The sequence below is a fragment of the Burkholderia sp. AU19243 genome, from assembly GCF_018148075.1.
In the GTDB taxonomy this organism is placed as follows: domain Bacteria; phylum Pseudomonadota; class Gammaproteobacteria; order Burkholderiales; family Burkholderiaceae; genus Burkholderia; species Burkholderia latens_A.
In genome coordinates, this window is the sequence record NZ_JAGSTV010000011.1 from 180416 (window position 1) to 207316 (window position 26901).

The window sequence follows — 26901 nt, forward strand, 5'->3', positions numbered from 1 at the left end:
GCGAAGGCCGCAATTGAAATGCGAATCGCCCGAAGCGCAGAAAACGTGAAAACGGATACTCATGCGCGGACCCACGTCATCGACGCGGAGAATCCGCTGTTGTCGGCCGGCACGCCGTGCGTGCTCGCCGGTGCGTCGGCGGACGCTGGCGCTTGAACCCCCGCATCGAGCTTTGCGGCACGCTCGAGCAGACACGCGCCGATCTTCGCGCCTTCGATGCTTTCGCGCTGGTCGGCCGCGCTGAGCGCGTAGCTGTGCCACAGCGGGTCTTCGAGGCCGAACAGACACACCGCCATCAGTGCGGTATGAAGCCCCGAGCGCTTCGCTTCGGTGTCGTCGTCTTCGAGCACGCGACGCGCGTCGCCCCATGCCTGGCGCCGGACGTAACGCCACGCGGCAACCGTCCCCGCCCCGGGCCACTTCGGCCGAAGCACGCGGATCGCTTCGAGGAGATCCTCGAAGTCGGCTTCGTCGTCGAGCTGCGAAGCCGTCCACAGCACCTTGGTCAAGCCGCCCGCAATCTCATCCCTGCATCCTGTGTAAGTCACGATGTCCTCGTCTGCTGGAGTGCTGCAATCAAAAAGCACACGGCGGCGCCGCGCGCAGCCGTGCCGCGCTGGTTGCCGGCTCGTGCGTCGCGGGCGTCCCCTGGCGGTTAGTCTCTTGTATCGGGTGGGCTTTCGCCGACGCGATGCGAACGGAACGATCGGGATGCGAAGAAAGACTGGGGAAGAAACCTACCGCGGCGACGGGATCGATCGGTGCGATAGGCCGGATCGCTCGCCGTGTATCCCAACGGGGGATTTTCTCGATGCTCGGCTTCGAGGGAGGCTCGCCATTGGTCGATGCGCGTCGGGACGTCGGCCACCCGTGCCCGTCGAATCGCCCGGCGATCGATGCAGCGTCCGCAGGCCATCGGCTCACAAAATGGAGCGGTCACCACAGACAGGAGGCGCTGCCGATGATGCGGGGACCGGCGCCCCCCCGCGCTCCGATTGCGCCGGAGTATCGCGATCCGGAGACCGGTGCAACCTGAAGCGACCGCGGCAAAGCTCGTCAATGGATTGGGTACGCGAAGAACCCCGATCGCATTTTTGATTGAACACGCAAGTCCGTCAGGCAGCCGGGGACGATGTCGTCAGCTTTTCATCTTGCCTGACAGCGGACATACTGGGCGACATGTCGTAAGCGGAGAGTCTTGGTTAGCTCGGGCGAGCCTGAACCGGTTACACGAATCAGCCGGAAAAACCCGCACCGCAGGGCATTTCGAGCCCCGATTGGAGCACGTCGAAACGCCGGAAACCCTTGTGGCGGAAGGCAGCCGGAGTCGAACCGACCCGGGAGTGTCTGACACCCCCAACCGGGTTTGAAGCCCGGCCGTACCACCGGATACGAATGCCTTCCGTGGGGAAAAACCGAAAAGAACGACGAGCGCCTACGCCTGAATACCCGCCCAACCGCTGTCAGGCCGCAGGAAGTGAAGATCGCGGTGGAAGCGAGTATACCCAACCCGGTCGAAGAACTCGAGAATCTGGATCGCACGCTTGCGGCCGAGCCCGGTCGCATCGCGAAATGTTGCAGCGTCGAGGCCGCCGCCGCGCGTCGGCGCGAGTTGCGCGACGAGGCCGGCGAGTTCGCGCACGACATCCGCGTGATAGAACAGATCGCGCACGATCTGATGCACGTCGCCGCGCCGCGCGAGCTTGCGCAGCAGCGCGCGCACGGCATCCTCTGCCGCGCCCGTGTCGCGCGCGAGGTCACGCACCCACGGCGGATCGAATCGCCCCGCATGAATCAGCGGCAGCAGCTGCTGCGCCAACGCCTCTTCGCGCGCATCGAAACTCACCGCATGCGATGGCAGGTGCAGCCACGGGCCGCTGCGCGCAAGCGCCCCGTCGCCCACCAGCGCATCGACCACAGCGCGCCACAACGCATCGCCGACGAGCGGCGCTGCCATTCGTCGCAGACGTGCCGCATCGAGACCCTGCTCGTCCGGCATGCGCTCGTGGTATGCACGCAGCGCGTCCAGCGCGCGCGCCTGCAGCGCTACCCAGTGTGCGCGCGCGATCACCGTGCCGTCGTTCGACGTGCGCTCGCGTTGACCGATCGACAGCGCGTCCTCCGGCAGCGCGAGCACGTCAGGCGCGAACCCGGTCAAGTGCGTGAGCATCGTGCGCGCAATACCGAGCGGCGCCTGCTCGAGCAGTGCATCGAGCCGCCGTTCGTCGAGCCACGCAGCCAGCGCGTCGAGCCACGCGCGCCGCGCCGGCGTGCGACGCTTGCGCGCCGGCCCGAACGGATCGAGCACACGGCCGCCGCCGACGGTGCGCGTCGCTTGCGGATTGCGGACGATGAAACGGTCGCCCGGCAGCGCGAACACCGGCTCGTCGAACACGAGCTGCACGCGCATCTTCTGTCCGGCCGCGAGCGTTTCGCCGTCGAGCAGCGCAACGTGCGCGACGCGATGCAGCGTGCCCAGGTGCACGTGCAGCGGCGCCCAGTGCGTCAGCGTAAGTCCCGCATCGGCCAGCAGCGTCAGTTCGACGTCCACACGCGGCGACGTCGCGACGAGCCGCGCATCGGCAATGGTATCGCCGCGTTCGACGTCAGCCTTGTCGACGCCGGCCAGATTCAGCGCGCAGCGCTCACCCGCGCGGCCCGCGTCCACCGGCCGGTTTTGCGCATGGACGCTGCGCACGCGCGCGGCATCGCCGGTGCGTGCGATCGCGAGCGTGTCGCCGGTCGCCACGCGGCCCGCGAACGCGGTGCCCGTGACGACGGTGCCCTGCCCGGCCAGCGTAAACACGCGATCGACGGCGAGCCGGAACAACCCGTCGTCGCGACGCGCACGCCATCCAAGTGCCGCGTCGGCCAGATATTGCTTCAGCGCGGCGACGCCTGGATCGTCGGCAACGGTCGCCCGCGTTTCGAAGATCGGCACACCGGCTAGCGTCGAATCGTGCAGCCACGCGGCGATCTCGTCGCGCACGTCGGCAATCCTCGCCGCATCGACGCGATCGCACTTCGTCAACGCGACGGCGCCGTGTGCGACGCCGAGCAATTGCAGAATCGCGAGATGCTCGCGCGTCTGCGGCATCACGCCATCGTCGGCGGCGATCACGAGCAGCGCGAAATCGATCCCGCACGCACCGGCCGCCATCGTATGAATCAGCTTCTCGTGACCCGGCACGTCGATCAGGCCGAGCACGTCGCCGTTTTCGAGCGGCGTGTACGCGTAGCCGAGTTCGATCGAGATGCCGCGCGCCTTCTCCTCCTTCAACCGGTCGGTGTCGACGCCCGTCAGCGCCCGCACGAGCGTCGTCTTGCCGTGGTCGATGTGTCCCGCGGTGCCGACGATCATGCACGCGGCTCCACGCGCTGCATGCATTGCGCGACGAATGCCGCTTCGTCGGCCGCTTCGACGCAGCGCAGGTCGAGCCTCAGCGCATTGTCCGCGACGCGGCCGATCACCGGGCGCGGCCATTCGCGCAACCGCTTCTCGAGCTGCGCAAGCGCGCGGCCGCCGCGCTTGCCGTCCGGCGTGCGTACGACGAGCCCGGCGCTCGGCAACTGGTCGACCGGCAGCGCGCCGCTGCCGATCTGGCTGAACATCGGCTCGACGCGCACGTCGAAGCCGCTGCCGAGCGCGGCCTGCAACGCCGGCCGCACGCGCTCGGCGGCCTCGGCGATGTCGTGCTGCGGCCGCGTGAGCAGACGCAGCGTCGTGAGCCGCTCGCGCAGGAATTCCGGCGCCTGGTAGAGGCGCAGCACGGGTTCGAGCGCAGCCAGCGTCAGCTTGCCGACACGCAGCGCACGCTTGAGCGGATGCTTCTTGATCTTCGCGATCAGCGCGCGATCGCCGACGATCAGGCCGGCCTGCGGGCCGCCGAGCAGCTTGTCGCCGCTGAACGTGACGACGTTCGCGCCGGCCGCGACGGTTTCCTGCACGGTCGTCTCGTGGGGCAAGCCCCATTGCGACAGGTCGGCGAGCGTGCCGCTGCCGAGATCCACCGCCACCGGCAGCCCGCGCTCGCGCGCGAGCGGCGCGAGTTCGGCCAGCGTCACTTCCTTCGTGAAGCCGCTGATCGCGTAGTTGCTGCAATGGACCTTCATCAGCAGTGCCGTGCGCGGGCCGATCGCGTTCGCATAGTCGTGCAGATGCGTGCGGTTGGTCGTGCCGACTTCACGCAGCTTCGCGCCGGCGCGGCTCATGATGTCGGGAATGCGAAATGCGCCGCCGATCTCGACGAGCTCGCCGCGCGACACGATCACTTCACGCCGCGGCGCGAGCGCGGACAGGGCCAGAAACACGGCTGCAGCGTTGTTGTTGACGACGGTCGCTGCTTCCGCACCGGTCAGTTCGCACAGCAGGTCGTCGATCAGATCGTCACGGTCGCCGCGGCGGCCGGTCGCGAGGTCGAATTCGAGGTTGAGCGGCTGCGTGAGCGCCGCCACAACCGCGCGCACCGCGTCGTCGGGCAACAGCGCGCGCCCGAGATTGGTGTGCAGCACGGTGCCCGTCAGATTGAACACCGGGCGCACGGCACCCGCGCTTTGCGCGGCCAGCATACGGGCGACGGCGGCGGCGATTCGCGGCTCGTCGAGCGGTTCGGCCGCCGTCGGATCCTGCTGCGCGGCGGCGCGCCAGCGTTCGAGTTCGGCGCGCACCGCGTTCAGCACCCGCGTGCGGCCATAGTCCGCGAGCAGCGGCTGCAGCGGCGCCGACGACAGCACGCGCTCGACAGACGGCACACGCGCGAGGACGGCATTCAGTTCGTTCAAACCCGGTTCGGTCACGTAATCGTGGCTCCCTTTCGATGCATGACAGGCGACCTGCGCCGGCGCGCGCGCCGGCGCCGTGCCGTCAGTCCGTTTCCGCTTCGCGCGACATGTCGGGCCACAGCAGCGGGTTCGGCGAACTCCGCTGGTAGCCGGCTTCGTTCATCAGCAGGTCCAGCGTGAGGCTCGCGAGGTCGTCCGCGAGCGGTTCGAACTCGTAGTCCTTCTCCTGGTAGCCGATCTTGCGATAGGTCTTGCATTCGTCGCACGACTCGGCCTTGACGGCTTCGCTGCCGCCCTCGATCCCGTGGTAAGCGATGCCCTTGGTCGAGTCGCAGTGCGAACACTTCGTACGCACCATGTGCCACTCGGTCGTACAGAGCCCGCACTGCAGGAATCGATAGCCCTGATACTGGCCGCCGACCCGCACGATGCTCGCGACCGGATGCGTGCCGCACACCGGGCATACGCCCGGCTGATCGAGATACGGGACGTCGGCCGGCGTCACGCGGCCCGCGAGGTCCGTCCACGCGACCTGCAGCGCGGCCATCACGAACGGAGCGGTGGCCGGGTCGACCTCGGCGAAGCGCAGTGCGAGGACCGCGTCGGCCTGCGCGTCGAGTTCGGCCGGCGCCATCAGCCGCAGCCGGTCGAGCAGTTTCGCGAGTTGCGGGTTGACGAGCCCTGCGCCTTCGACGCGATCGAGCAGTTCGTACAGCACGGCGCGCCAGCGCGCGTCGCGCTCGCCGCCGAGCGCCGGCACGAGCGGCATCGAATGTTGCTGCGCGCGTGCAATCGCCTCCTTCGACGGCAGCGGCAACTCGAGCGTTTGCAGCGTCGCGTGCTGTGCGTCCGCAACAGTGGCCATCAGCCGCAGGTAACCGCTGATCGGGTTCAGATCGGCGAGCTTGCGCAGTCGCTCGGCACGCGCGGCGAATGCGGTGCCGCGCTCGGGCAGGCGAAAGCGCGGGATGGCCGAATGATCGAGTGCCGAGATCTCGGTCGGCTCCAGAATGCGTTGTGTCACGACAATGTCTTCCAAAAAACTAAGCGCCGACGGATCGGCGCTTTCAGGCGATTCCGGCGGTTGGCGGAACGATGCGCCGCACGCGGCGTATCGTTCCGCGCCGCTGCGTTACTTCACGCTCTCACGGAACCACTTCGGGTGATGCTTGCGGGCCCAGCCCAGCGTGACGGTGCCGCGCACCATCGCTCCGATCGACCCCTTCACCCACAACGCCGCGTAAATATGCACGATGATGCTCGCGATCAGCACGAAGGCCGCCACGGCATGCACGACAGCTGCCGCGCGGATCACCCCGATCGGGAAGTAGAACGAGAAGTAGCGGCGCCAGATCACGATTCCCGACAGCAGAAGCAGCAACAGGCACGCCACCAGCGTGAAGAATAGCAGCTTCTGTCCGGCGTTATAGCGCCCGACCGGCGGCAGCCTGTCTTCCCGGTTGGTGACCACGTCGCCGATCTGCTTCAGCCATTGACGGTCGTCCGCATCGAGCACGTTGTGATGCCAGAAGCGCACCACGAGTATCGCGAACGACACGAACATCACGAGGCCGACGAACGGATGCAGGATCCGCGTCCACTGGCCGCCGCCGAACAGCGCGGTGAGCCAGAACATCGACGGGTGGAACAGCGCGAGCCCGGACAGCGCGAGCAGCACGAACGTGATCGCGGTGATCCAGTGATTCGTGCGCTCGTTCGGCGTGTAGCGGACGATCAGGTTGGGGTCGTCGTGGTTCATTTCGCGTCCTCCTTGATGCGTCGTGCCTCGTCGCGGGCAGCGGCTTCCTCTTCGTCGGTGACTTCGTTGGGACCGACCCGCGTGTAGTGGAAGAACCCGGCCAGCGCGGTCAGCGCGAGGCCGGCCACCGCGAGCGGCTTCGCGATGCCCTTCCACAGCCTCACCATCGGGCTGATCGACGGATTGTCGGGCAACCCGTGATACAGCGATGGCTTGTCCGCGTGGTGCAGCACGTACATCACGTGCGTGCCGCCGACGCCCTGCGGGTCGTACAGCCCCGCATGCTCGAAGCCGCGCTCTTTCAGGTCCTCGATCCGCTCGGCCGCGTGCTGCTTCATGTCCTCCTTGGTGCCGAACACGATCGCGCCCGTCGGGCAGGTCTTCACGCAGGCCGGTTCCTGCCCGACCGCGACGCGATCGGAACAGAGCGTGCACTTGTACGCGCGATGGTCCTTCTTCGAGATCCGCGGCACGTTGAACGGGCAGCCGGTCACGCAGTAGCCGCAACCGATGCAGTTCTCCTCGTGGAAGTCGACGATCCCGTTGTTGTACTGCACGATCGCGCCCGGCGACGGGCAGGCCTTCAGGCAGCCCGGATCCTCGCAGTGCATGCAGCCGTCCTTGCGGATCAGCCATTCGAGGTCGCCGGCCGGGTTCTCGTATTCGGAGAACCGCATGACCGTCCACGAGTGTTCGGAGAGGTCGGCCGGGTTGTCGTACACGCCGACGTTGGTGCCGACTTCGTCGCGCAGGTCGTTCCACTCCATGCATGCCGTCTGGCATGCCTTGCAGCCGATGCACTTCGATACGTCGATCAGCTTCGCGACGCTTCCGGTCACCGGTTCGCGCGCCGTGGGCGGCGGCGTCGTGGTGGCGGAGACGCGCTTGATATCCAGCGATTGCAATGCCATCTCTTCCCCCTTACGCCTTTTCGACCTTCACCAGGAACGACTTGAATTCCGGTGTGTACGAGTTGCCGTCGCCGACGGACGGAGTCAGGGTGTTGGCGAGATAGCCGGGCTTCGTCAGACCCTTGAAGCCCCAGTGCAACGGGACACCGACCGTCTGGACCTTCTTGCCCTCGATCGTCAGCGGCTTGATCCGCTTCGTGACGAGCGCGACCGCGACGATGTAGCCGCGCTTGGACGACACCTTCACGCGATCGCCATGTGCGACGCCGACTTCCTTGGCGAGGTCTTCGCCGATCTCGACGAATTGCTCGGGCTGGATGATCGAGTTCAGCCGCGCATGCTTGGTCCAGTAGTGGAAATGCTCGGTCAGCCGGTACGTCGTCGCGACGTGCGGGAACTCCGTCACCTTGCCGAACGACGCGCGGTCGTCCGGGAACACGCGGGCGGCCGGGTTGTTCAGCGCCTGCGGGTTGTCCGGGTGAAGCGGGTTCGCCGCGAGCGGCGTCTCGAACGGCTCGTAGTGCTCGGGGAACGGGCCTTCGTTCATCCCCGCACGGGCGAAGAAGCGCGCGACGCCTTCCGGGTTCATGATGAACGGCCCCATCCCGTTCTCCGGCGGTTCGTCCGCCTTGAAGTCGGGGACGTCGGCGCCCTTCCACGCGCTGCCGTTCCAGCCGATCAGCTTGCGGGTCGGATCGAACGGCTTGCCGCTCACGTCGCACGACGCGCGGTTGTACAGGATCCGCCGGTTCGCCGGCCATGCCCACGCCCAGTTCAGCGTCTGGCCGATGCCGGTCGGGTCGGAGTTGTCGCGCCGGCCCATCTGGTTGCCGGCTTGCGTCCATGCGCCGCAGAAGATCCAGCAGCCGCTCGCGGTCGTGCCGTCGTCCTTGAGCTGCGCGAACGCGGCGAGCTGCTCGCCCTTCTTCACGAGCGTCTTGGTCGGATCCTTCGGGTCGGGCAGATCGGCGAGCGCGCGCCCGTTGAACTCCATGGCAAGCTCTTCGGGCGTCGGGCTTTCCGGGTTCGCGTACGGCCAGGTCAGGTTCACGATCGGATCCGGATACTTGCCGCCTTCCGTCTGGTACATCTTGCGCATGCGCAGGAACAGCCCCGCCATGATCTCCAGATCGCTCTTCGCTTCGCCGGGCGGCTCCGCGCCCTTCCAGTGCCATTGCAACACGCGGCTCGAGCTGACGAGCGAGCCGTTTTCCTCCGCGAAGCACGTGGTCGGCAGACGGAACACCTCGGTCTGGATTTTCGACGGATCGACGTCGTTGAAGTCGCCGTGCGGCTTCCAGAACTCGGACGTCTCGGTCGCGAGCGGATCCATGATCACGAGCCACTTCAGCTTCGCGAGGCCGGCGGCCGTCTTGACCTTCGACGGCGCCGCCGCGAGCGGGTTGAAGCCCTGGCAGATATAGCCGTTCATCTTGCCGGCATTCATCAGCTCGATCGCCTGCATCAGGTCGTACTGCTTGTCGAGCTTCGGCAGGTAGTCGTACGCCCAGTTGTTCTCGGCGGTCGCCGCATCGCCCCACCACGCCTTCATGAAACTGACGTGGAACGCTTTGTAGTTTTTCCAGTAGCTCAGCTGGTTCGGGCGCAACGGCAGCTGTGTGCGCTTCTTGATGTAGCCGTCGAAATCCTGCTCGGCCTGCATCGGCAGCGTCATGTAACCCGGCAGCAGGTTCGACATCAGCCCGAGATCGGTCAAGCCCTGGATGTTCGAGTGGCCGCGCAGCGCATTCATCCCGCCGCCGGCGATGCCGATATTGCCGAGCAGCAGCTGCACCATCGCGCCGGTGCGGATGATCTGCGCGCCGATCGAATGGTGGGTCCAGCCGAGCGCGTACAGCACCGTGCCGGCGCGGCCGGGCACGGCCGTGCTCGCGAGCATCTCGCACACCTTCAGGAATTTCTCCTTCGGCGTGCCGCACGCCTGCTGGACCATGTCCGGCGTATAGCGCGCGTAGTGCTGCTTCAGCAGGTTGTACACGCAGCGCGGATGCTGCAGCGTCGGATCGACCTTGACGAAACCGTCGTCGCCGCGCTCATAGTCCCAGCTCGATTTGTCCGGGTACGCGTGCTTCTGCGCGTCATAGCCGGAATAGATGCCGTCGTTGAACGCGAAATCCTCGCGGACGATGAACGTGAAATCCGTGTAGTTCTTCACGTACTCGTGCTGGATCTTGTCGTTCGTCAGCAGATAGTTGATGACGCCGCCCAGGAAGACGATGTCGGTGCCGGTGCGGATCGGCGCGTAGTAGTCGGCCACCGAGGCCGTACGCGTGAAGCGCGGGTCGACGACGATCAGCCGCGCCTTGCGGTGCGCCTTCGCCTCCGTCACCCACTTGAAACCGCACGGATGGGCCTCGGCTGCATTGCCGCCCATCACGAGAATCACGTCCGCGTTCTTGATGTCGACCCAATGGTTCGTCATCGCTCCACGGCCAAACGTCGGGGCAAGACCTGCCACCGTCGGGCCATGTCAGACACGCGCCTGATTGTCGAATGCGAGCATCCCGAGGCTGCGGACAGCCTTGTGCGTCAAGTACCCGACTTCGTTGCTGCCCGCCGACGCGGCCAGCATGCCGGTGGTCAGCCAGCGGTTGACCTTCGCGCCGTCTTCCGCCGTCTCGACGAAGTTCGCGTCGCGGTCTGCTTTCATCAGCTTCGCGATCCGGTCGAGCGCGTCGGCCCAGGAAATGCTCTGCCACTTGTCCGAACCCGGCGCGCGATACTCGGGATGCGTCAGACGATTCGGGCTGTGGATGAAGTCGATCAGGCTCGCGCCCTTCGGGCACAGCGTGCCGCGATTGACCGGGTGGTCGGGATCGCCTTCGATATGGATGATGCTCGGCTGCGCGTTCTTCGCGCCGTCACCGAGGCTGTACATCAGGATGCCGCAACCGACCGAACAATATGGGCAGGTGTTGCGCGTTTCGACTGTGCGCGCCAGTTTGTACTGTCGGACTTCGGCAAGCGCTTCGGTCGGAGAAAAGCCCATCAGGGCAAGACTCGATCCGGCAAGCGACGTGGCCGTCACCTTCAGGAACTGGCGCCGGGACATTTGTAGCATGATGGTCTCGGCGTTCTTGTGGGGTGGGGTACAACTGAAAGGAATTATAGACAGTTCACGCAACTTCGATCGAATCCTCGGATCAATACCGATTTGTCCGATTAACCTGCGATGATCCGCGTTCCTTGCGCAACCGAACCGTCATGAAACGACAGATCACTTCCGAAGCCACCCGTCTCGCCCGGCAGCAGGCGAACTGGGCACTCAACGCGTTCAAGCGCTTTTCGTCCGACCGTTGCTCGGCGATGGCCGCGAGCATCGCGTTCTTCTCGGCGTTCTCGCTCGCGCCGACGCTCGTGATGGTCATTGCCGTAGCCGGCTGGTTCTACGGCGACGACGCCGCGCGCGGCCAGGTGTTCGAGCAGGCGCATCAGCTGATCGGCGACGACGCGGCCGCCAGCATCCAGACCATCGTGCAGAATGCGCACCGCGCGGGCGCAAGCGGCGGCATCGCGACACTGATCTCGTTCGCCGCGCTCGCGATCGGCGCTTCGGCAACGTTCGCGTCGCTGAACACGGCGCTGAGCGTGATTTGGCCGAGCACGGAAAACCGCTGGTCGAGCATGCTCGGCCTCGTGCGCGTGCGGCTGATTTCGTTCGGGCTCGTGCTCGGCGTCGCGTTCCTGCTGATCGTGTCGCTCGTGCTCGATACCGCGATCACGTTTATCGGCACCTGGCTGCTCGGCAATTCTCCGTACGTCGCGATCACGAATGTGCTGCAGTTCTTCGTCGGCATCGCGGTGCTCGCGGGCGCATTCGCCGCGCTGATGAAGTTCCTGCCCGACGCGCGCGTCGCGTGGCGCGATGCGATGATCGGCGGCGTCGTTTCCGCGATCCTGTTCTCCGGCGGCAAGAAACTGTTCGCGCTGTATCTGGCGCGCGCGGGCACGGCGAGCGCGTTCGGCGCGGCCGGGTCGTTCGCGGTGCTGCTGATGTGGCTGTACTTCTCGGCGGTCGTGCTGTTGCTCGGCGCTGAATTCGCGGCCGCGCGCGGCGACGCGCATGGCCGCACCGGCCAGCTGCCGCCCCCATCCGGGCCGGCCGCGCGCGCCACCGGTTCCGCGCGCGACGACTAACCGCCGCCCTCCTTCGCTGCCGGCCGCGCGATGCGCGCGCCGCGCTACGCGATCGCTCTGCGTTTCGCAACCACGTTCCCGGACCTCGCATGCCCGCCCGTTGACGCGTTCATTGCATCGACGTGCGCGGCGTGCTGCAACGGCAAACGTTTGCACGCCCGAATTTCCGCACGCAGAACCGCGAAATCCACGCTTCCGTCGCCAGGCGTGCCGCCCATCGCAACAATCGCAACGCAGCAACTGTCAACTGTTTCAAAAAGAGGAACAGTTGTTGATGTGCTTGATATATATGGATTTTTTCCCGCTGTTACCTTTTCGAGACACTTTATTTTTTAAGCTTTCTTGCATGGATGGCACTGCGCTATTCTCCAATCCGCAACAAATAACGAATCACGAATCATTTGCGTGGAGATACTCAACGATGAAGAAACTCGCTCTCTCGACCCTCTCGCTCGCCCTGCTGGGCGCCGCCGGCGCTGCTCACGCTCAGTCGAGCGTGACGCTGTACGGTGTGATCGATACGTCGATTGCGTTCGTCCATGGCAATAGCGGCCAGGCCATCAACTCGTGGCAAATGCTGTCGGGTAACCTGCAAGGCCCGCGCTGGGGCTTGAAGGGTACGGAAGATCTGGGTGGCGGCCTGAAGGCAATCTTCCAGCTGGAAAACGGTTTTGACGTCGGCACGGGCAAGCTGAACCAAGGCGGCCGCATGTTCGGTCGTCAGTCGTACGTCGGTCTGGACCACGCCCAATACGGTACGCTGACGTTGGGTCGCCAGTACGACCCGTCCGTCGACCTGGTTCAGGCTGTCACGGGTGACAACTACTTCGGCAGCATCATGGCCACGCCGGGCGACGTCGACAACAACGACAACAGCATCCGCGTCAACAACGCGATCAAGTATGTGTCGCCGGTGTTCGCAGGCTTCCAGGTGGAAGGCATGTACGCGCTGGGCGGCGTGGCAGGCCATACGGGCCAAGGCCAGACGTGGAGCGCGGGTGCAGCGTACAACAACGGCCCGATCGGCGTCGCGGCCAGCTTCCTGCGCGTGCAGAACGGCAACGACCGCACGATCGCATCGGACGGCACGGGCGGCTGGACGAGCCCGACGGCAACGGGCCTCGACGTGTCGAACAACCCGATCGTCGGTGCGTACGCAACGGCGAAGGCAATCAACATTGCGCAAGTCGCTGGCCAGTACGCAATCGGCCCGGTGACGTTCGGCCTCGGCTACAGCAACGCGCAATACAAGGCAGACAGCCTGTCGGCATTCTCGGAAACCGAGAAGTTCAACACGGGCCGTGCGTTCGTGAACTTCCAGGCAACGCCGGCACTGCTGCTTGGCCTCGGCTACGCATACACGAAGGCTAGCGGCGACACGGACGCGAAGTACCACCAGGTTTCGCTGGGCGCGGATTACTCGCTGTCGAAGCGCACGGACGTCTACCTGATCGGCGGCTACCAGCACGCAAGCGGTACGCAACGCGTCAACGGCACGACGACGCAAACGGCTGAAGCCTCGATCGGCTCGTACGGCTACGGCGGCACGAAGTCGCAAGAGCTCGTCGCACTCGGCCTGCGCCACAAGTTCTAAGAAGTACGTTTCCGGCATGCATGGCGTCTCCGACGCCATGCCGCCGAACTGCAAAACCAGTCACCGGTTTCGGCCGTGGCTGGTTTTTTTTCGTCCGTTGCCGGCGGCGGTGCGGGCGACGAACGTCGCCTGCCCGCAGCGGCAGCGCGCCCCGATCGCGAACGGCGCGCGAGCCGCTTGTGGCTCGCGCGCCGTTCGACACGCCGCGAAACCGTTCCGGTGCGTGGCGACGCAGACGCTTATCCGAGCACGACCGCATCGGCGCGCGAAGCCTGGTCCGCTACCGCCTGGACGCGACGTTCCGGCTCGAACCATCCACGCCCGACAGTGCGCCGCCCGGCCACGGAAGCAAAGCGCACGCCCGGCACCGCACTGACACCGGCGCGCCGTCAACGGATCCGCCGATGCACCGACACGCACAGCGTATGCTTCGATGTGTCGATTTCGACGGCCGTCGTCCGTCGTATGGATGGCGGCACGCAGCGTGCCGCATCACCGACACCTGACAGGAGACGCTCCATGACGATTCAGAAGATCACGCCGTTCCTCTGGTACTCCACGGAAGCCGAAGAAGCCGCGGCGTTCTACGCGGGCATTTTTCCGAACTCGCGCGTCGTGCGCGTCACCGCGGTGTCCGGCACCAGCGGCACGCGGATGGTCGAATTCGAGCTGTTCGGGCAGCCGTTCATCGCGATGAGCCATCCGCGCACCGAGACGTTCAACCATGCGATCTCGTTGATGGTCAGTTGCGCCGACCAGGCGGAACTGGACCGCTACTGGAGTGCGCTGCTCGACAACGGCGGCACGGCCGACGGCTGCGGCTGGCTCCGGGACCGCTACGGCGTGTCATGGCAGATCGTTCCGGAAGCGCTCATTCCGATGATGGCCGATCGCGATGAGGTCAAGGCGGCGCGCGTTGCCGCTGCGATGATGCAGATGACGAAGTTCGACGTCGCCGCGCTGAAGGCAGCATACGCAGGTACAGGCGGCTGACGACACCGCGGTATCAGGTTGCCCTTCCACGGGCCGCCATGCCGCTGAACAGGTGCGTGCGGCACGAACGCAGGCATCGGGTGTGCAAGCGCCATCGGCCGGATTGCATCGCGTCGTTACGCAATCGCGCGCAGCAACCATCGGCTTGCCGCTACGGCCACCGGAACGCTTCGACGATCTGCCGCGCGTCGCGAACGAAGGCGGCAACCGGTTAGCCGGACAGGATCGCACGTCGCCGTGGCCGTCGCTGCGCAGCGCGCAGCCGATGCGACGCGCCGGTGCGGAATCGCGCATGCGCTCGCGCTCGAGCGCCCGTGCCGCGACGACGTGGTTCGGTGCGATCTTGCCGGTCGCGGCGCTGTACCGGATGCGTGCGAGCGCGCGCACTACGTTGCATTCGTCGCGACGCACGACGACGGTCACTTCCAGCGCGCGCGTTCGCGTCGCACCGCCGGCGGCGCCGACACGTCGAACGCGTCGAATATCCGGGCACGCCGCACCGCATCGCGGGGGTACAGACATCGTCACTAGCAGATCGATGTCGCCGCGCGGTTTCAGTCCGCCGACGAGCGCGAACCGGGCAGGTCAATCTCGAAACGTCGCACCGAGATGCCGCTTGATCGCCATGCATCAGCCCGTCGTCTGTTCGCAGACCTCGCCGGCAACGAACGGCGAGTCGGCGAGTCGGCGAGTCGGCGTTTCGGCGTTTCGGCGTTTCGGCGTTTCGGCGTTTCGGCGTGTCCGCTGTCGGCGCTCTGCGCGTCGACGTTCATCACATCGCCTGAGGCCCACGCGAGACGCGCGGAATACGCGACGCTGTCGAGTCGAGCATCGGCATGAACATGAACACGACGATCCTCTCACCTGTCGGCACGACCTGACGCCACCGGATGCGCGGCGCCTCGCGCCGCCACCGCGCCGCGCGAGCTCGCGCGTTGTGCTGCCATGTAAAAATCCCCGTACGCGTTCGCGTACGGGGATCGTCGGACATCGCGCTGGCCGCCGGCATGCATGCGGCGGCCAACGCGCGGCATTACGCCGCTGCGTCCTTCAGCTTCTTCAGCGCACGTGCCTTCACGCGCACGCTGGCCGGCTTTGCCGGGAACCAGCGCTCTTCGCCCGTGAACGGATCCTTGCCGAAGCGCTTCTTCTTCGCCGGCACGACTTGCGCCGTGATCTTCAGCAGACCCGGCAGCGTGAACTCGCCTGCGCCCTTCTTGTGAACCGAGCCCAGCACGACGTTCTCGAGTGCGGCGAGCACTGCCTTGACCGCCTTCACTTCGACAGCTGCGCGCTCAGCGATGTGCGTTGCGAGCGATGCCTTCGTGAACTTGTCCTTCAGCGGAGTCGGAGCGGCCGGTGCTGCCTTCGCGACAGCCTTCTTGGCCACTACTTTCTTCGCGGGCGCAGCCTTTTTGGCAGCCACTTTCTTGGTGGCCGGTGCGGCAGCCTTCTTGGCCACCTTTTTTGCGGAAGTCGCCATGTTTCTCCTACCAGGTGTGGTCGTTGGATACACGAAGCGTGCAACGCGCGCGCTTCAACGCCGGATTCTACAAGCGCCTTGGCGCTTCGTGGAGTACTTTTATGCGTTTTCGCGGGGTTTCCCGCAGGTTTTGTTGCGCGCGACCGACTCCGAAGACGCTCGAGCATCGAAAAACGCCTTCACGTATACGTCGAAACGCGCCCGAACGCGAATTACGTTCGATATTTGCGCACCTATACTGACCTCGCTCAGTGCCCCGGATGCCTTCATGCGCGAAGTCAGATACGTCAAAGGACTCGACGGCCTGCGAGCCATCGCCGTCATCCTCGTTTTCCTGTCCCACAAGGGCCACGTCCTCGCTGTCGACGTGGGCAAGCTCGGCGTGTGGACGTTTTTCTTCATCAGCGGATTCCTGATCGTCGGCGAACTGCATCGTAACCGTCAGGCAATCGAGAGCGGCACGATGACGCGCCGCCATGCGCTCGCGCTGTTCCTCGCGAAGCGTGCGCTGCGCATCTTTCCCGTCTACTACCTGCTGCTCGCCGCCCTCGCGATCGCGCACGCGCTGTTCTATCAGCGCGGCGTCAATCTCGGGCTCGCGTGGCACGCCGCGTTCCTGTCGAACTACTGGATCGGCGTCGTCAAGGACGGCTGGCCCGGCTCCACGTCGCACTTCTGGAGCCTCGCAGTTGAGCAGCAGTTCTATCTGATTGCGCCGCTCACGCTGCTCGCGGTGCCCGCCGCGCGTCACGTCGCGCTCGGCGTCGCGGCCGTCCTGCTGTGCGCGCTCGCGCATCTCGCGCTCTATGCGATCGACGCGTCGCCGGTGCTGATCTACGCGTTTTCGCCGTGGAATTTCGCACTGATCGCACTCGGCGGCATCGGCGCGATGGGGCTCGCCGATCTCGGCCCTGGCGCCGTTCGCCGCATTCCGCCAGGGTGGCTCGGCGCCGCGGGCGTCGTGTTCTTCCTCGCGCTGCCGGCGTTCAAGACGCTGCCGGATCTGGTCACCGGGTTCGTCGACCTCGGGCTCTCCGCATCGCTCGGCGCACTGATGTTGTGGATCGTCACCGAGCCGGACCATCCTGCGGTGACGCTGCTCGACTGGGGGCCGCTCGTCTATCTCGGCACGATCAGCTACGGCTTCTACCTGTTCCACAACCTGATTCCCGCACGATTCGGCGAGATGCCCGCGCTGTTCGCGCACGTGCCGATGCCGGAGATCGTGCGCGCGGCGCTGCCCGAACTGCTGCAGTTCGCGCTCGCCGTGTTGTTGGCCCACCTGTCATGGCGCTTTCTGGAAAAGCGTCTGCTCGACTTCAAGAAGCCGATCGCCGCGATGCTCGCGCGCTACTTCGTCGCTCGTCCGAGCACGTCGCCGCACTGAACGCCCGCAACCGCAAGCATACGACGCGGGCGCAATACGGGCGCCCCGCACGCGACGCAGGTTGCCGAACCGGTGCAGCGCACGCGATTTCGTCGTGCCGAACCGGGCGTCGTATCGGCAGACGACGCTCCCATCCGGGCCACACGCCGGGGCGGCGGCGAGGCACGTTGCGATTCGACGACCCGCGAGCCAAAACCGACGCCATTGCGCCGCCGTTCGATCGATCCCGTCGCACGCAACCGGCACGTCGGCGCCGGTTTCATCGTCACGGCCTTCCCGATACGACTCGTCGCGCATCGCGATCCAGGTCGCGAGCCAGTCTCGATTCACACGAAGCGACACGAACGCCGTCGTTCGGCTCGATCCGACCCGCCACCGCCGCCGTCGCGCATCGACGCGACAGACCCGCTGGCACGTTCAGCCGTCGCCAGCGGCTGCGCCCACACGCAAAAAAGCCCCGGCGCACGAAGCGGCCGGGGCCAACGGAACAACCACCACCTGAAACGGCGAAGCAGCGCAGCTGTTTATGCGACAGCAGCCAGCGCGGGCAGACAGGTACGCAGGTACGCCTCGAATTCGCGGCTCACTTCCGGATGCTGGAGCGCGAGCTCGACGGTCGCCTTCAGATAACCGATCTTGCTGCCGCAATCGAAACGCGTGCCGTAATAGCGGTAGGCGAGCACCTGTTCGTTCGCGAGCAGCGACTGGACGGCGTCCGTCAGCTGCAACTCGCCGCCCGCGCCCGGCTTGAGCCGGCGCAAATGATCGAAGATCGTCGGCATGAACACGTAACGGCCGACCACGCCAAGATTCGACGGCGCGTCTTCCGGCGCCGGCTTCTCAATGATGCCCGACAGCTTGATGATGTCCTCTTCCCATTCGCGGCCTTCGACGACGCCGTACGAGCGGCTGTCCTCACGCGCGATCGTCTCGACCCCGATCACCGAGCTGTGATAGTGGTCGAACACGTCGACGAGCTGCTTGAGCACCGGCTGCTCGCCGTGCAGCAGGTCGTCGGCGAGAATCACCGCGAACGGCTCGCCATGCACGAGCTTTTCCGCGCACAGCACCGCATGACCGAGACCGAGCGCTTCCGGCTGGCGCACGTAGAAGCAGTTCACGTGGCTCGGCTTGATGCCGCGCACGAGCTCCAGCAGCTTTTCCTTGCCGCGCGCCTCGAGTTCGGCCTCGATCTCGTACGACTTGTCGAAGTGATCCTCGATCGCACGCTTGCTGCGCCCCGTCACGAAGATCATCTCGGTGATACCGGCGTTGATCGCTTCCTCGACCGCGTACTGGATCAGTGGCTTGTCGACGACCGGCAGCATTTCCTTCGGGCTCGCCTTCGTTGCCGGGAGGAACCGCGTGCCGAGACCGGCAACGGGGAACACGGCCTTGGTGACTTTCAACATGTTCGCATCCTGATTGCGTTGACTGCGCCGCGTCGCACAGCGACGCGGCACGATTGTTTTCCGAACGGCATATCGAGAATCGGCGGCACGGCCAATTCCACTCCGCTCATTTTCGATATGGACCGAATGCCCATGTTTTCCGGATAAAGGATAATCCGCCGATTCGGTCGATATTGCCGAACCCATTGCCGAAGCAGAAACAAATTACCGATCCTCCGGATACAATTGCTTACGAATCGAATTCCTCGATATACGGGACGCCGCCCCGCTCGACGCCGGGGCGAATCGGCTCGTTCTTCAGCGCCTCGCGGTACGCCGACAGCACGGCCATGACCAGCAGTACTGCCGCGCTCGCGATCCAATGCATGTCCATCTTGCCGCTCCTTGCATCAATCAACCGGAGCTTCAAACTATCAGAAAAAAATCGGCAAATAATTGTAGCGCCCGCGAAACCGCTTTCACGTCCGGATAAAACCACCATCTGAAATATCATTATTCCCGCGTGCGATTTTTTTATTGATTCGCTCGAATTCTTGCGCATTACGATTGGACCATCCCCTTCATCCGTCGCAAGGAATCGCATGCAAGCTTTCAGCGGATCGTCATCGGCTGCGCCGCCCGTCGCCGACCACAAGGAACACGTGATCGACGCGATGCGCGGGTTCGCGGCGCTGCTCGTCGCCTATTTTCATTGCCGCCAGGTCGTGTGGGTCGGCATGCAGAGCTTTCATCGGGCCTACGGCCACGCACTCGACCCGAGCGTGATCGTCGGCTACCTGACATTTCCGTTCGCGTGGGGCTCGGCCGGCGTGCCGATTTTCTTCGTGATCAGCGGCTACTGCATCCACCGTAACGCGGCGCTCAAGCTGGCAGCCGACCCCGCGTACCGGCTCGATGCGCCCAACTTCTGGGTGCGCCGCTTCGCGCGCATCTATCCGGTATTGCTCGCCGCGCTGCTGTTCACGCTCGCGATGGATGCGGTCAGCCTGCAGATCGCGCCTGTCAGCCACAAGATCCGCGACGTCGGCCTCAGCGCATTCCTCGTGAACCTGTTCTCGCTGCAAGGCGTTGCCGGTTACACGTACGGGTCGAACGGCGCGCTGTGGACGTTGTCGCTCGAAGTGCAGTTCTACGCGATCTATCCGCTGTTGTTCGCGCTGCGCCGGCGCATCGGCATGCCGGCCATCGTCGCGGCCGTCGCGCTCGTCAACGTCGCGTCGGCATGGCTGCTCGAGCGGCACGACCTGCAATTCTTCACGTCGTACTGGTTGTCGTGGACGGTCGGCGCGTGGATTGCCGACGTGCGCGCGCAGCCCGCGCGCGGCACGGCCGACGTGCCGTCGCGCGCGTGGTACGGCGCGGCCGCCGTGCTGCTCGCCGCGGGTTGCGGTGCATTCCACTTCGGTCAATACGGCGCGTTCCAGCTATGGGCGGCCGGCTTCGCGTGCTTCCTGTACCGCGCGCTTGCGTGCCCGCCCCGTCCGACGCCGCTGTTGCGCGTGCTCGGCTGGTTCGGCGACTTCAGCTACTCGCTGTACCTCGTCCATCTGCCGCTGTTCGTCTGCCTCGGCTCGGTGCTGTTCCATTCGGAGCTCCAGCTGTCGATCTGGCCGTCGCTCGCGTTCATGGCCGTCGCAATTCCGGTCGCGTACGTGTTCTACCGGCTGTTCGAACGCCCGGCGATGATGTGGTCGGCCAGCCTCAAGCCGGCGCGGCCCGCGCGCGTTGTCGCGCCCGCGCCCGAACAGGCGGCGTGACCACGCCGTTTCGACTCTGTCGCGCCCCGAGCAGTGTCACGTTGCTCGGGGTTTTTCATGTGCGGAACCTGCGTGAGCAGACGAACGCGCATCAGCGTCGCAACCGCAGCCCGTGCAGCGCGCCGACGGGCGCCTGCCGTCCGTAGCGCGACTCCCGGAGTGCGACTCCCGTAGCGCGATTCGAACGCGAAGGCCCTCATGCAGCGCAACGCCGCATGAGGGCCCGTTTTCCGCGGATCCGGGCGACACGCGACGCGCGCCGCCCCAGCCCGCCGCTTACCGCTTCTTCGCCTTCGCGGCCTTCGCCGTATCCGCAAGGATCTTCTCGACGCGCTCCACGTAGGTTTCGGTGCCGAACCGGCGCACCGCGGTCGCGCGCCCGCTCGCGACGAGCCGCTCGCGCAGCGCGCCGTCGTGTTTCAGCCGGCCGAGCGCATCGGCCAGCGCGGCCGCGTTGCCCGGCTCGCACAGCAGCCCGTTCTCGCCGTCTTCGACGATCTCGACGACTCCGCCCGCGCGCGCCGCGACCACCGGCCGCCGAGCGAGCATCCCTTCGACGATCACGCGCCCGAACGGCTCCGGCGTGATCGACGTATGCGCGACCACGTCGACCGCCTTCATGCACGCTGCCACGTCGCGCTGGAATCCGAGGAAATGCACGCGCGCATCCATCCCGTGTCGTGCAACGATCTCGTGCAGCTGCGCCGCGTATTCGTCTTCGCCGAACAGCGGCGCGCCGACCAGCACCACGTGCATGTCGGGATCGCGCGCGGCGGCCTCCAGAAGCAGGTGCTGCCCCTTCCAGTGCGCGAGCCGGCTGAACGAACCAACGAGCCACACGTGCTCAGGCAGCCCGAAGCGCGCACGCAGCGCGGCCTGGCTGGCCGCGTCGAGCGCATCGAACGGTTCTGCCGAAATCCCGTTGAACACGACGTCGACGTGCTGCGGCGTGAACCCCGTCAGCGCGCGGAACGCCTGCGCCGACGCATCCGAGTTGGCGATCACGCGCGTAACGCCGAACCGCGCACAGTACTTGATCGCGGTCAGTTGCTTGCGGCCGAAATGCTCGCCGCTGACGATGTCGCGCAGATGCCAGACCACCGGCTTGCGCGCGAGCCGTCCGGCCAGCGCCGCGACCACCATCGCGCGCTGCGTGTTCGCGTAGATCACCTCGGCACGGCGCGCGCGCCGTGCGACGTTGCGCACCAGTGCGACCAGCTGCTTCAACGCGCCGGCCGACACGCCACCTTGCTTGCGCACGCCCGCGAGCGCGCCCTGGTCGAGCACGTCGACGCGCGCGCCGATCTCGTCGAGCGCCGCACGGAACGGCCCGTCGTCGAACAGCAGCACGTCCGCGTTCGCGCGCATGTGCTTCATGATTTCCAGCAGCGACAGCTCCGCGCCGCCCAGCACGCCGCTCTGGTCGAGCACGAGCGTCGCCGGTCCGCGGGGGGCAGGCAGCGGCGCAGCGGCCGTGCCGCGCTGCGCGGTCGAGCCGGGCAACGCGGCTTCCACGTAGTCGAGAAAGCGTCGCCGGAACGTGTCGGCTGAGAAGCGCTCCGCGTTCGCGCGGCACGCGTGCGGCGTGAAGCGCTGCGGCGCGCGCTCGAACTCGTCGAGCGCCGCGACGATCGCGTGCGGCGCCTGCTCGTCGAAGAACAGCCCGGTCGGATGCGCGTGCGCGCGCGGTTCCAGCACGGTCTCGAGCGCACCGCCCTTTCCGTATGCGATCACCGGCGTGCCGCACGCCTGCGCCTCGACCACCGAGATCCCGAAGTCTTCTTCGGCAGCGAACACGAACGCCTTTGCGCGCCGCATCCGGTCGTGCAGCACCGCGAACGGCTGGTAACCCATGATCTCGACGTTCGGGCCGGCCTTTGCGCGGATCTTCTGCATTTCTGGGCCGTCGCCGATCACGACGAGCTTGCGCTCCGGCGTGCGCGAGAACGCTTCGACGATCAGGTCGATCTTCTTGTACGGCACCATCCGCGACGCAGTGAGGTAGAAGTCGTCCTTCACCTCGTTCAGCGAGAACGCGTCGACGTCGACCGGGGGGAAGATCACCGCCGCATCGCGGTGATACACCTTGCGGATGCGCCGCGCGATGAACTCCGAGTTTGCGACGAAGCCGTCCACGGCGTTCGCGGTGCGCGTGTCCCAGTTGCGGATGTAGTGAAGAATCATCCGCGCGAGCAGCGACTTCGGCCCGTGCGTGAGGTTCGACTGTTCCAGATACTGGTGCTGCAGGTCCCACGCATAGCGGATCGGCGAATGCACGTAGCTGATGTGCACCTGGTCCGGTCCCGTCAGCACGCCCTTCGCAACCGCATGGCTGCTGGAGATCACGAGGTCGTAGCCGGACACGTCCAGCTGCTCGATCGCGAGCGGCATCAGCGGCAGGTAGCTGCGGTACTTGGTGCGCGCGAACGGCAGCTTCTGGATGAACGACGTCGTCACCGGCTTGCCGCGCACGAACGCGCGGTCGTCGAGAAAATCGACGAGGCTGAACAGGTCCGCGTCGGGAAAGCACGCGACGATCTGTTCGAGCACGCGCTCGGCGCCGGCATAGGTAACGAGCCAGTCGTGGACGATCGCCACGCGCACCGGGCGCGACGCACCGCGCACGCCCGCGTGCCCGGCCGGTTCGGCACGGCGCAGCGCGGTGGCGCCGCCGGCGTCGGCCGCGGCGGCATCGGCCGTGGCGACGTTCAGGATGGCGTGTTCCGCCAGATCGCGATTCATATGGTTTTCCTCGCATTGAGACGGACGAACAGGTCGCGCACGAGCGCGCGCAGTGCCGGCGTCATCGTGAACGACCACGCAAGGTTCAGCACCAGCACGATCGCGCAGAGCCCGATCGACTCGCCGAGCCCCGGCCACGCTTGCGCGAGCATCAGGCTCGCGAGCAGGAAGGCGAGATGCGCGAGCATGTCGAGCACGATCGCGCGCATCCGGATCGCCGACAGGTACAGCAGCACGCCGTAGTCGACGAGCGCGCGCGCCGCGACGACCACCGCCGCGCCGATCAGGCCGAAGTGATGAATGCCGAGCCACAGGCCGCCGACGAAGAACGGCATCTCGACGAGGCCCGCGAATGCGGCGCGGGCCGGGTTGACCTGCGACTGGATCAGGATCCGCGTGACGCTCGCCTGACCGACGAGCCACACGCTGATCACCAGCACGCGGCCGACCGGCGCCGAATGCGCGGCGAGATCGGCGCCGACCCACAGCGTGAGGAACGGTGCGAGCGCGAAGATCGCGACGATGCCGACCGGTGTGAACACGCCGTTCAGGAATTCGAGCGACTGGCGCGCGAGCGTATCGGCGTGGTCGCGGCCGACCGCCGACAGCCGCGGGAACAGCGTGCGCACGAGCGCGTTCGGCAGCATGTTCAGGCGCGTAACGAGGTTCTGCGGCACCGTGTAGTACGTGACGAATTTCGCGCCCATGCCGGCGCCGAGCATCACGCGGTCGAGCGTGTCCGCGATCATGCTGGTCGTGCTCGCGATCAGCATCCAGCCGCCGAAATTGAACAGCCCCTTTGCGGTGCCCCACTGCGGCGGGTCGATGCGCCGGATCCCGAGCACCTTGATGCTCGCGTGACCGAGCATCACCGCCGCGATCAGCCTCGCGACGACCGCGGCGGCCAACACCGTCTGCAGGTTCGGCGCGATCCACCACGCGGCGCCGAGCGGCAGCAACTGGAACAGGAACGTGCCGATCGTCTGGTTCGTGTTGAACACGCCGAACCGCTCGGCGCCGTTGATGGCGCCGGCGAACACCCACGACACGTTCGCGAGCGGAATCGCGAGCGCGAGCCACGGCAGCGCGAGATACACCTCGTGCTGCATCGCCGCCGACACCTTCGTGAAATACGCGGTGTAGACGAACGCGCCGAAATAGATCAGCAGGCCGCCGGCGACGCCGGTGCCGAGGTTCAGCCAGAACGCGCTCCAGAACACGCGCGCGCTTTCGTCCGCGTCGCCGCTCGCGAGCGCCTTCGAGATGTGGTTCTGCGCGGCCATGCTCATGCCGAGATCGAGGATCCCGAAATAGCCGATCAGCGTCCATACGAGGCTGACGACGCCGTAGCGTTCGACACCGAGCGCATGGATATACGCGGGCACCGTCACCAGCGACACGAAGGTCGGCAGGATCAGCCCGATGAAGTTGATCGAAACGTTCTTGAGTATGCCTTTGTCCATGCTTGAGCCCATGGGCCTGTTCGCGCCGATAACGCACGTTCGCGCCATTAAAAACACTTCGTGAGGCCGGCTGCCATTAACCGGAACGGGCCGATGACGGCGACGACGGTGCGCCGTCCGTCACGGCTTCCAGCGATACATCAGTACCTTGCCGCGCGCGTCTTCCTCGACGAACACCAGGTATTCGCCGTTCTCGCGCCGGAACGCGCTGATGCCGAACGGTACGTCGACCCAGCCCGACGCCTTGCCGACTTCCGCACCGGGACTCATCACGCCGACTTCCTTGCCGGTTTCCTTGTCGTACACATGAATCTTGCCGACCGGCTCGACGGTAAAGATGTAGCGCCCCTCGACCGTGATTCCGATCAGGTCGAGAATCGGCTTCGCGTCGAGCTGCCACGGCAGCGCGATCTGGTAGCGCACCACCGGCGAGCCGCTCGACCACTTGTCGAAACGCACCAGCACGCGGCCGACTTCCTTGTTGATGCCCGGCTGCGGCGGCGCATCGGCCGTATAGCCGGTCACGTACAGGGTGTCCGTCTGCGGCTCGTAGATCGCGCGGCGCAGCTGCGTGAACGGCTGCGGCATCGGATAGGTCGTGACCTTGTCGTACGAGTAGATCGGATTGCCGGCCTTGTCGAGCCCGCCGTAGGCGAAGCGGTGAATGCCGCGCACGTCGCTCGTGCGCCAGATGTCGCCCTTCGTGTCGACCCACCAGCCCCAGCCACCCGCTTTCGCCTTGCCCGTCGTATTGGTCGTGAACTCGTCGGCATCGAGCCGGCCGTTGCCGTTCGTGTCGCGCCAGATCCAGTCGCCGCCCGGCGGTTTGTTCGGCACCTTGTCGACCGGCCGCGCGCGCCCCGCGATCAGGCCCGACGGAATCGCGATCTCGCCGTCGCGCTTCGCGTCGAAGCGATAAATCTTCAGGTGATCGGCGTACATGTCGGTCAGATACAGGAACGTGCGGCCGTCGACGCGCCGCGCGAACGGCATGCCCGGATACTGGTCCGTATGGAACACGGGATCGTCCGGATACTTGAAGCGGTTCGACAGGAACCCTGCGTATTTCCAGTCCCGGCCGGGCGGCTTCGACAGGTCGAGCTCGAAGCGCTTGTTGCCCGTGTACACGCTGTTCGGCCGCGCGGGATCGAGCCACGCGCCGTCGACGAACAACAGCCCCTGCACCTGCCAGCGGAGCTTGCCGTCCGGCGTGTAGCTTTCGAGCACCGCGCCGAGCCCCGCGCCGATCGTGTCGTGACGGGGGCCGATGCCGTTCATCGATACATAGACGTTGCCCGCGCGATCGACGCCCACGCCCGTCAGTCCATTGAAGCGCTGCGGCCCCGGGCGGCCCGGCACCGGGCCCGCGAAGATGCCGCCGCGCTCGCCGAGCGTGCCGGACGGCGCATAGCCGTTGGCACCCTTCGAGAAGATCAGGATCTGCTGGCGCGGGCCGTTGTCGGCGACCAGCACGCGCCCTTTCGCATCGACTGCCACGTCCACCGCGTCGGTGCCTTCGGGCAGCGCGGGCGCGTCGTCGAGCTTGCGGCCGTCCGCGCGCACGTGCACGAGATGCGCGGGCCCGCCGAGCGTATCGGTCAGCAGCCACAGCGTGCCGTCGGCGGCGAGCGCAATGCGGCCCGGCTCGTGCGCACTCCACGTGCCCTTCTTCTGCATCGTCTCGGCGTCGAATACGTCGACCGCATCATGCGACGGGTTCGTCGCGAACAGCGTCTTGTCGTCGGCCGCGAGACCGCCCACTTCGGCCTTGGCTTCGCCCACTTCAGAGCGCGCCGGCGCCGGCACTTCGTTGACCATCATGAAACTCGCGGCCATTCGCGCTCGGCCGGCATCGGCGCGCCCGCCCGGCGCGACCTGCGGCGCCGCGCGAAACGGCGCCGGCTGCTTCATGTCCGCGATCGTGCGGCGCGAGATGCCGAACCACTGCTTGCCCTTGTCCGGCCAAATGCCGGGCGCCTGCAGATGGCCGCGCTCGTTGCCGACGCCGATCGCGACGTACGCATATTTGCTGTTCACCGCGACCGCGTTGCCGCCGAGGTTGCCCCAGCCGTGCGTGCCGCCGGCGAAGCCGAGCATTTTCCCGTCGTGGTAGACGCTCGCCTCGGCGCCGCTCTCGTCCCACGGCGCATTCGTATACACCTTGCCGTCCGGCGTGACCGCGATCGCGCGAATGTCGATCTGCGTCCAGCTGCCGTCGCCATAGCCGAACGTGTTGCCGATCCACGACGTGGTCGCGGGCAACACGGTTTCAGCGGCGGCGCTCGCAGACAGCACCGCGCATACCGTCATCCCAACCAGAATCAGACGTCGCAATGCGCTCTCCAGATTCGATGCAAAAGCGACGGCCACGCGGCGTGCCGGTTGCCGCGCATGACCTGTCGCTCTAAATGGGTTTCAAACGTCGCGATGCAGGTTACAAGCAAAAATAATCACAAGAAA

At 66.1% G+C, this 26901-nt stretch carries 18 protein-coding genes and 1 tRNA gene; 5 read left to right on the forward strand and 14 right to left on the reverse strand.

The genetic code is table 11. The features are described from left to right. Positions 1-59: 59 nt before the first annotated feature. The 8 genes from KDW55_RS20985 to fdnG form a co-directional block, all read right to left on the reverse strand. Entirely contained in the window at positions 60-548 is a 489-nt protein-coding gene (locus KDW55_RS20985; RefSeq protein ID WP_212160942.1) for an HrpB1 family type III secretion system apparatus protein, read from the reverse strand. 760 nt (positions 549-1308) lie between these two features. Further along, positions 1309-1404: transfer RNA gene (locus KDW55_RS20990), tRNA-Sec, on the reverse strand. A 31-nt stretch (positions 1405-1435) separates the two neighbouring features. Further along, on the reverse strand, positions 1436-3361 hold the full coding sequence (gene selB / locus KDW55_RS20995; RefSeq protein WP_209822349.1) for a selenocysteine-specific translation elongation factor: 1926 nt from the start codon (positions 3359-3361) through the stop codon (positions 1436-1438). Next, a complete protein-coding gene (gene selA / locus KDW55_RS21000; RefSeq protein ID WP_209822348.1) occupies positions 3358-4797 on the reverse strand; it encodes an L-seryl-tRNA(Sec) selenium transferase in 1440 nt (479 codons plus the stop codon). Before selA ends, selB begins: the two co-directional genes overlap by 4 nt. A 67-nt stretch (positions 4798-4864) precedes the next feature. Further along, complete coding sequence (gene fdhE, locus KDW55_RS21005; protein ID WP_212160941.1) at positions 4865-5806, reverse strand: formate dehydrogenase accessory protein FdhE; 942 nt, start codon at positions 5804-5806, stop codon at positions 4865-4867. Positions 5807-5914: 108 nt separating this feature from the next. Further along, positions 5915-6541 (reverse strand): formate dehydrogenase subunit gamma, encoded by a 627-nt coding sequence (locus KDW55_RS21010; protein WP_040139450.1) that lies wholly within the window; start codon positions 6539-6541, stop codon positions 5915-5917. Further along, positions 6538-7452 (reverse strand): formate dehydrogenase subunit beta, encoded by a 915-nt coding sequence (gene fdxH / locus KDW55_RS21015; RefSeq protein WP_040139449.1) that lies wholly within the window; start codon positions 7450-7452, stop codon positions 6538-6540. Before fdxH ends, KDW55_RS21010 begins: the two co-directional genes overlap by 4 nt. A 10-nt stretch (positions 7453-7462) precedes the next feature. Continuing rightward, positions 7463-10534, reverse strand: coding sequence for a formate dehydrogenase-N subunit alpha (gene fdnG, locus KDW55_RS21020; protein WP_156432192.1), 3072 nt, complete (start codon positions 10532-10534; stop codon positions 7463-7465). Positions 10535-10677: 143 nt separating this feature from the next. Between fdnG and KDW55_RS21025 the strand changes: the two genes are divergently transcribed. The 3 genes from KDW55_RS21025 to KDW55_RS21035 all read left to right on the forward strand — a co-directional run bounded on the left by KDW55_RS21025 (position 10678) and on the right by KDW55_RS21035 (position 14197). Beyond that, the gene (locus KDW55_RS21025) at positions 10678-11610 is read left to right on the forward strand and encodes a YihY/virulence factor BrkB family protein (RefSeq protein ID WP_059546477.1); all 933 of its coding nucleotides are present in this window, start codon (positions 10678-10680) and stop codon (positions 11608-11610) included. Between the two features lie 421 nt (positions 11611-12031). Then, a complete protein-coding gene (locus KDW55_RS21030; protein WP_209822346.1) occupies positions 12032-13204 on the forward strand; it encodes a porin in 1173 nt (390 codons plus the stop codon). A 519-nt stretch (positions 13205-13723) separates the two neighbouring features. Further along, a complete protein-coding gene (locus KDW55_RS21035) occupies positions 13724-14197 on the forward strand; it encodes a VOC family protein (RefSeq protein WP_209822761.1) in 474 nt (157 codons plus the stop codon). A 1033-nt stretch (positions 14198-15230) separates the two neighbouring features. On the opposite strand, the gene KDW55_RS21040 is transcribed toward KDW55_RS21035, so the two are convergent. After that, positions 15231-15680 carry an HU family DNA-binding protein gene (locus KDW55_RS21040; protein ID WP_006492882.1) on the reverse strand — a complete coding sequence of 150 codons (450 nt, stop codon included), beginning with the start codon at positions 15678-15680 and terminating at the stop codon, positions 15231-15233. Between the two features lie 268 nt (positions 15681-15948). On the opposite strand from KDW55_RS21040, the gene KDW55_RS21045 reads away from it, so the two are divergent. Next, complete coding sequence (locus KDW55_RS21045) at positions 15949-17067, forward strand: acyltransferase (RefSeq protein ID WP_040139441.1); 1119 nt, start codon at positions 15949-15951, stop codon at positions 17065-17067. 524 nt (positions 17068-17591) lie between these two features. Here the strand turns inward: KDW55_RS21045 and galU are convergent. Continuing rightward, complete coding sequence (galU, locus tag KDW55_RS21050; protein ID WP_040139440.1) at positions 17592-18479, reverse strand: UTP--glucose-1-phosphate uridylyltransferase GalU; 888 nt, start codon at positions 18477-18479, stop codon at positions 17592-17594. Between the two features lie 229 nt (positions 18480-18708). Continuing rightward, on the reverse strand, positions 18709-18852 hold the full coding sequence (locus tag KDW55_RS21055; RefSeq protein WP_167432665.1) for a hypothetical protein: 144 nt from the start codon (positions 18850-18852) through the stop codon (positions 18709-18711). A 208-nt stretch (positions 18853-19060) separates the two neighbouring features. Here KDW55_RS21055 and KDW55_RS21060 point away from each other — a divergent pair, with 208 nt between their 5' ends. Beyond that, positions 19061-20236: an acyltransferase gene (locus tag KDW55_RS21060; RefSeq protein ID WP_212160940.1), complete on the forward strand. Its 1176-nt coding sequence runs from the start codon at positions 19061-19063 to the stop codon at positions 20234-20236. 276 nt (positions 20237-20512) lie between these two features. Here the strand turns inward: KDW55_RS21060 and KDW55_RS21065 are convergent, their stop codons facing one another. The 3 genes from KDW55_RS21065 to KDW55_RS21075 all read right to left on the reverse strand — a co-directional run bounded on the left by KDW55_RS21065 (position 20513) and on the right by KDW55_RS21075 (position 26751). Then, positions 20513-22978, reverse strand: coding sequence for a glycosyltransferase family 4 protein (locus tag KDW55_RS21065; RefSeq protein ID WP_212160939.1), 2466 nt, complete (start codon positions 22976-22978; stop codon positions 20513-20515). Continuing rightward, on the reverse strand, positions 22975-24441 hold the full coding sequence (locus tag KDW55_RS21070) for a flippase (RefSeq protein ID WP_040139437.1): 1467 nt from the start codon (positions 24439-24441) through the stop codon (positions 22975-22977). Before KDW55_RS21070 ends, KDW55_RS21065 begins: the two co-directional genes overlap by 4 nt. A 120-nt stretch (positions 24442-24561) precedes the next feature. Further along, a complete protein-coding gene (locus tag KDW55_RS21075; RefSeq protein ID WP_069242770.1) occupies positions 24562-26751 on the reverse strand; it encodes a hypothetical protein in 2190 nt (729 codons plus the stop codon). Positions 26752-26901: the final 150 nt, after the last annotated feature.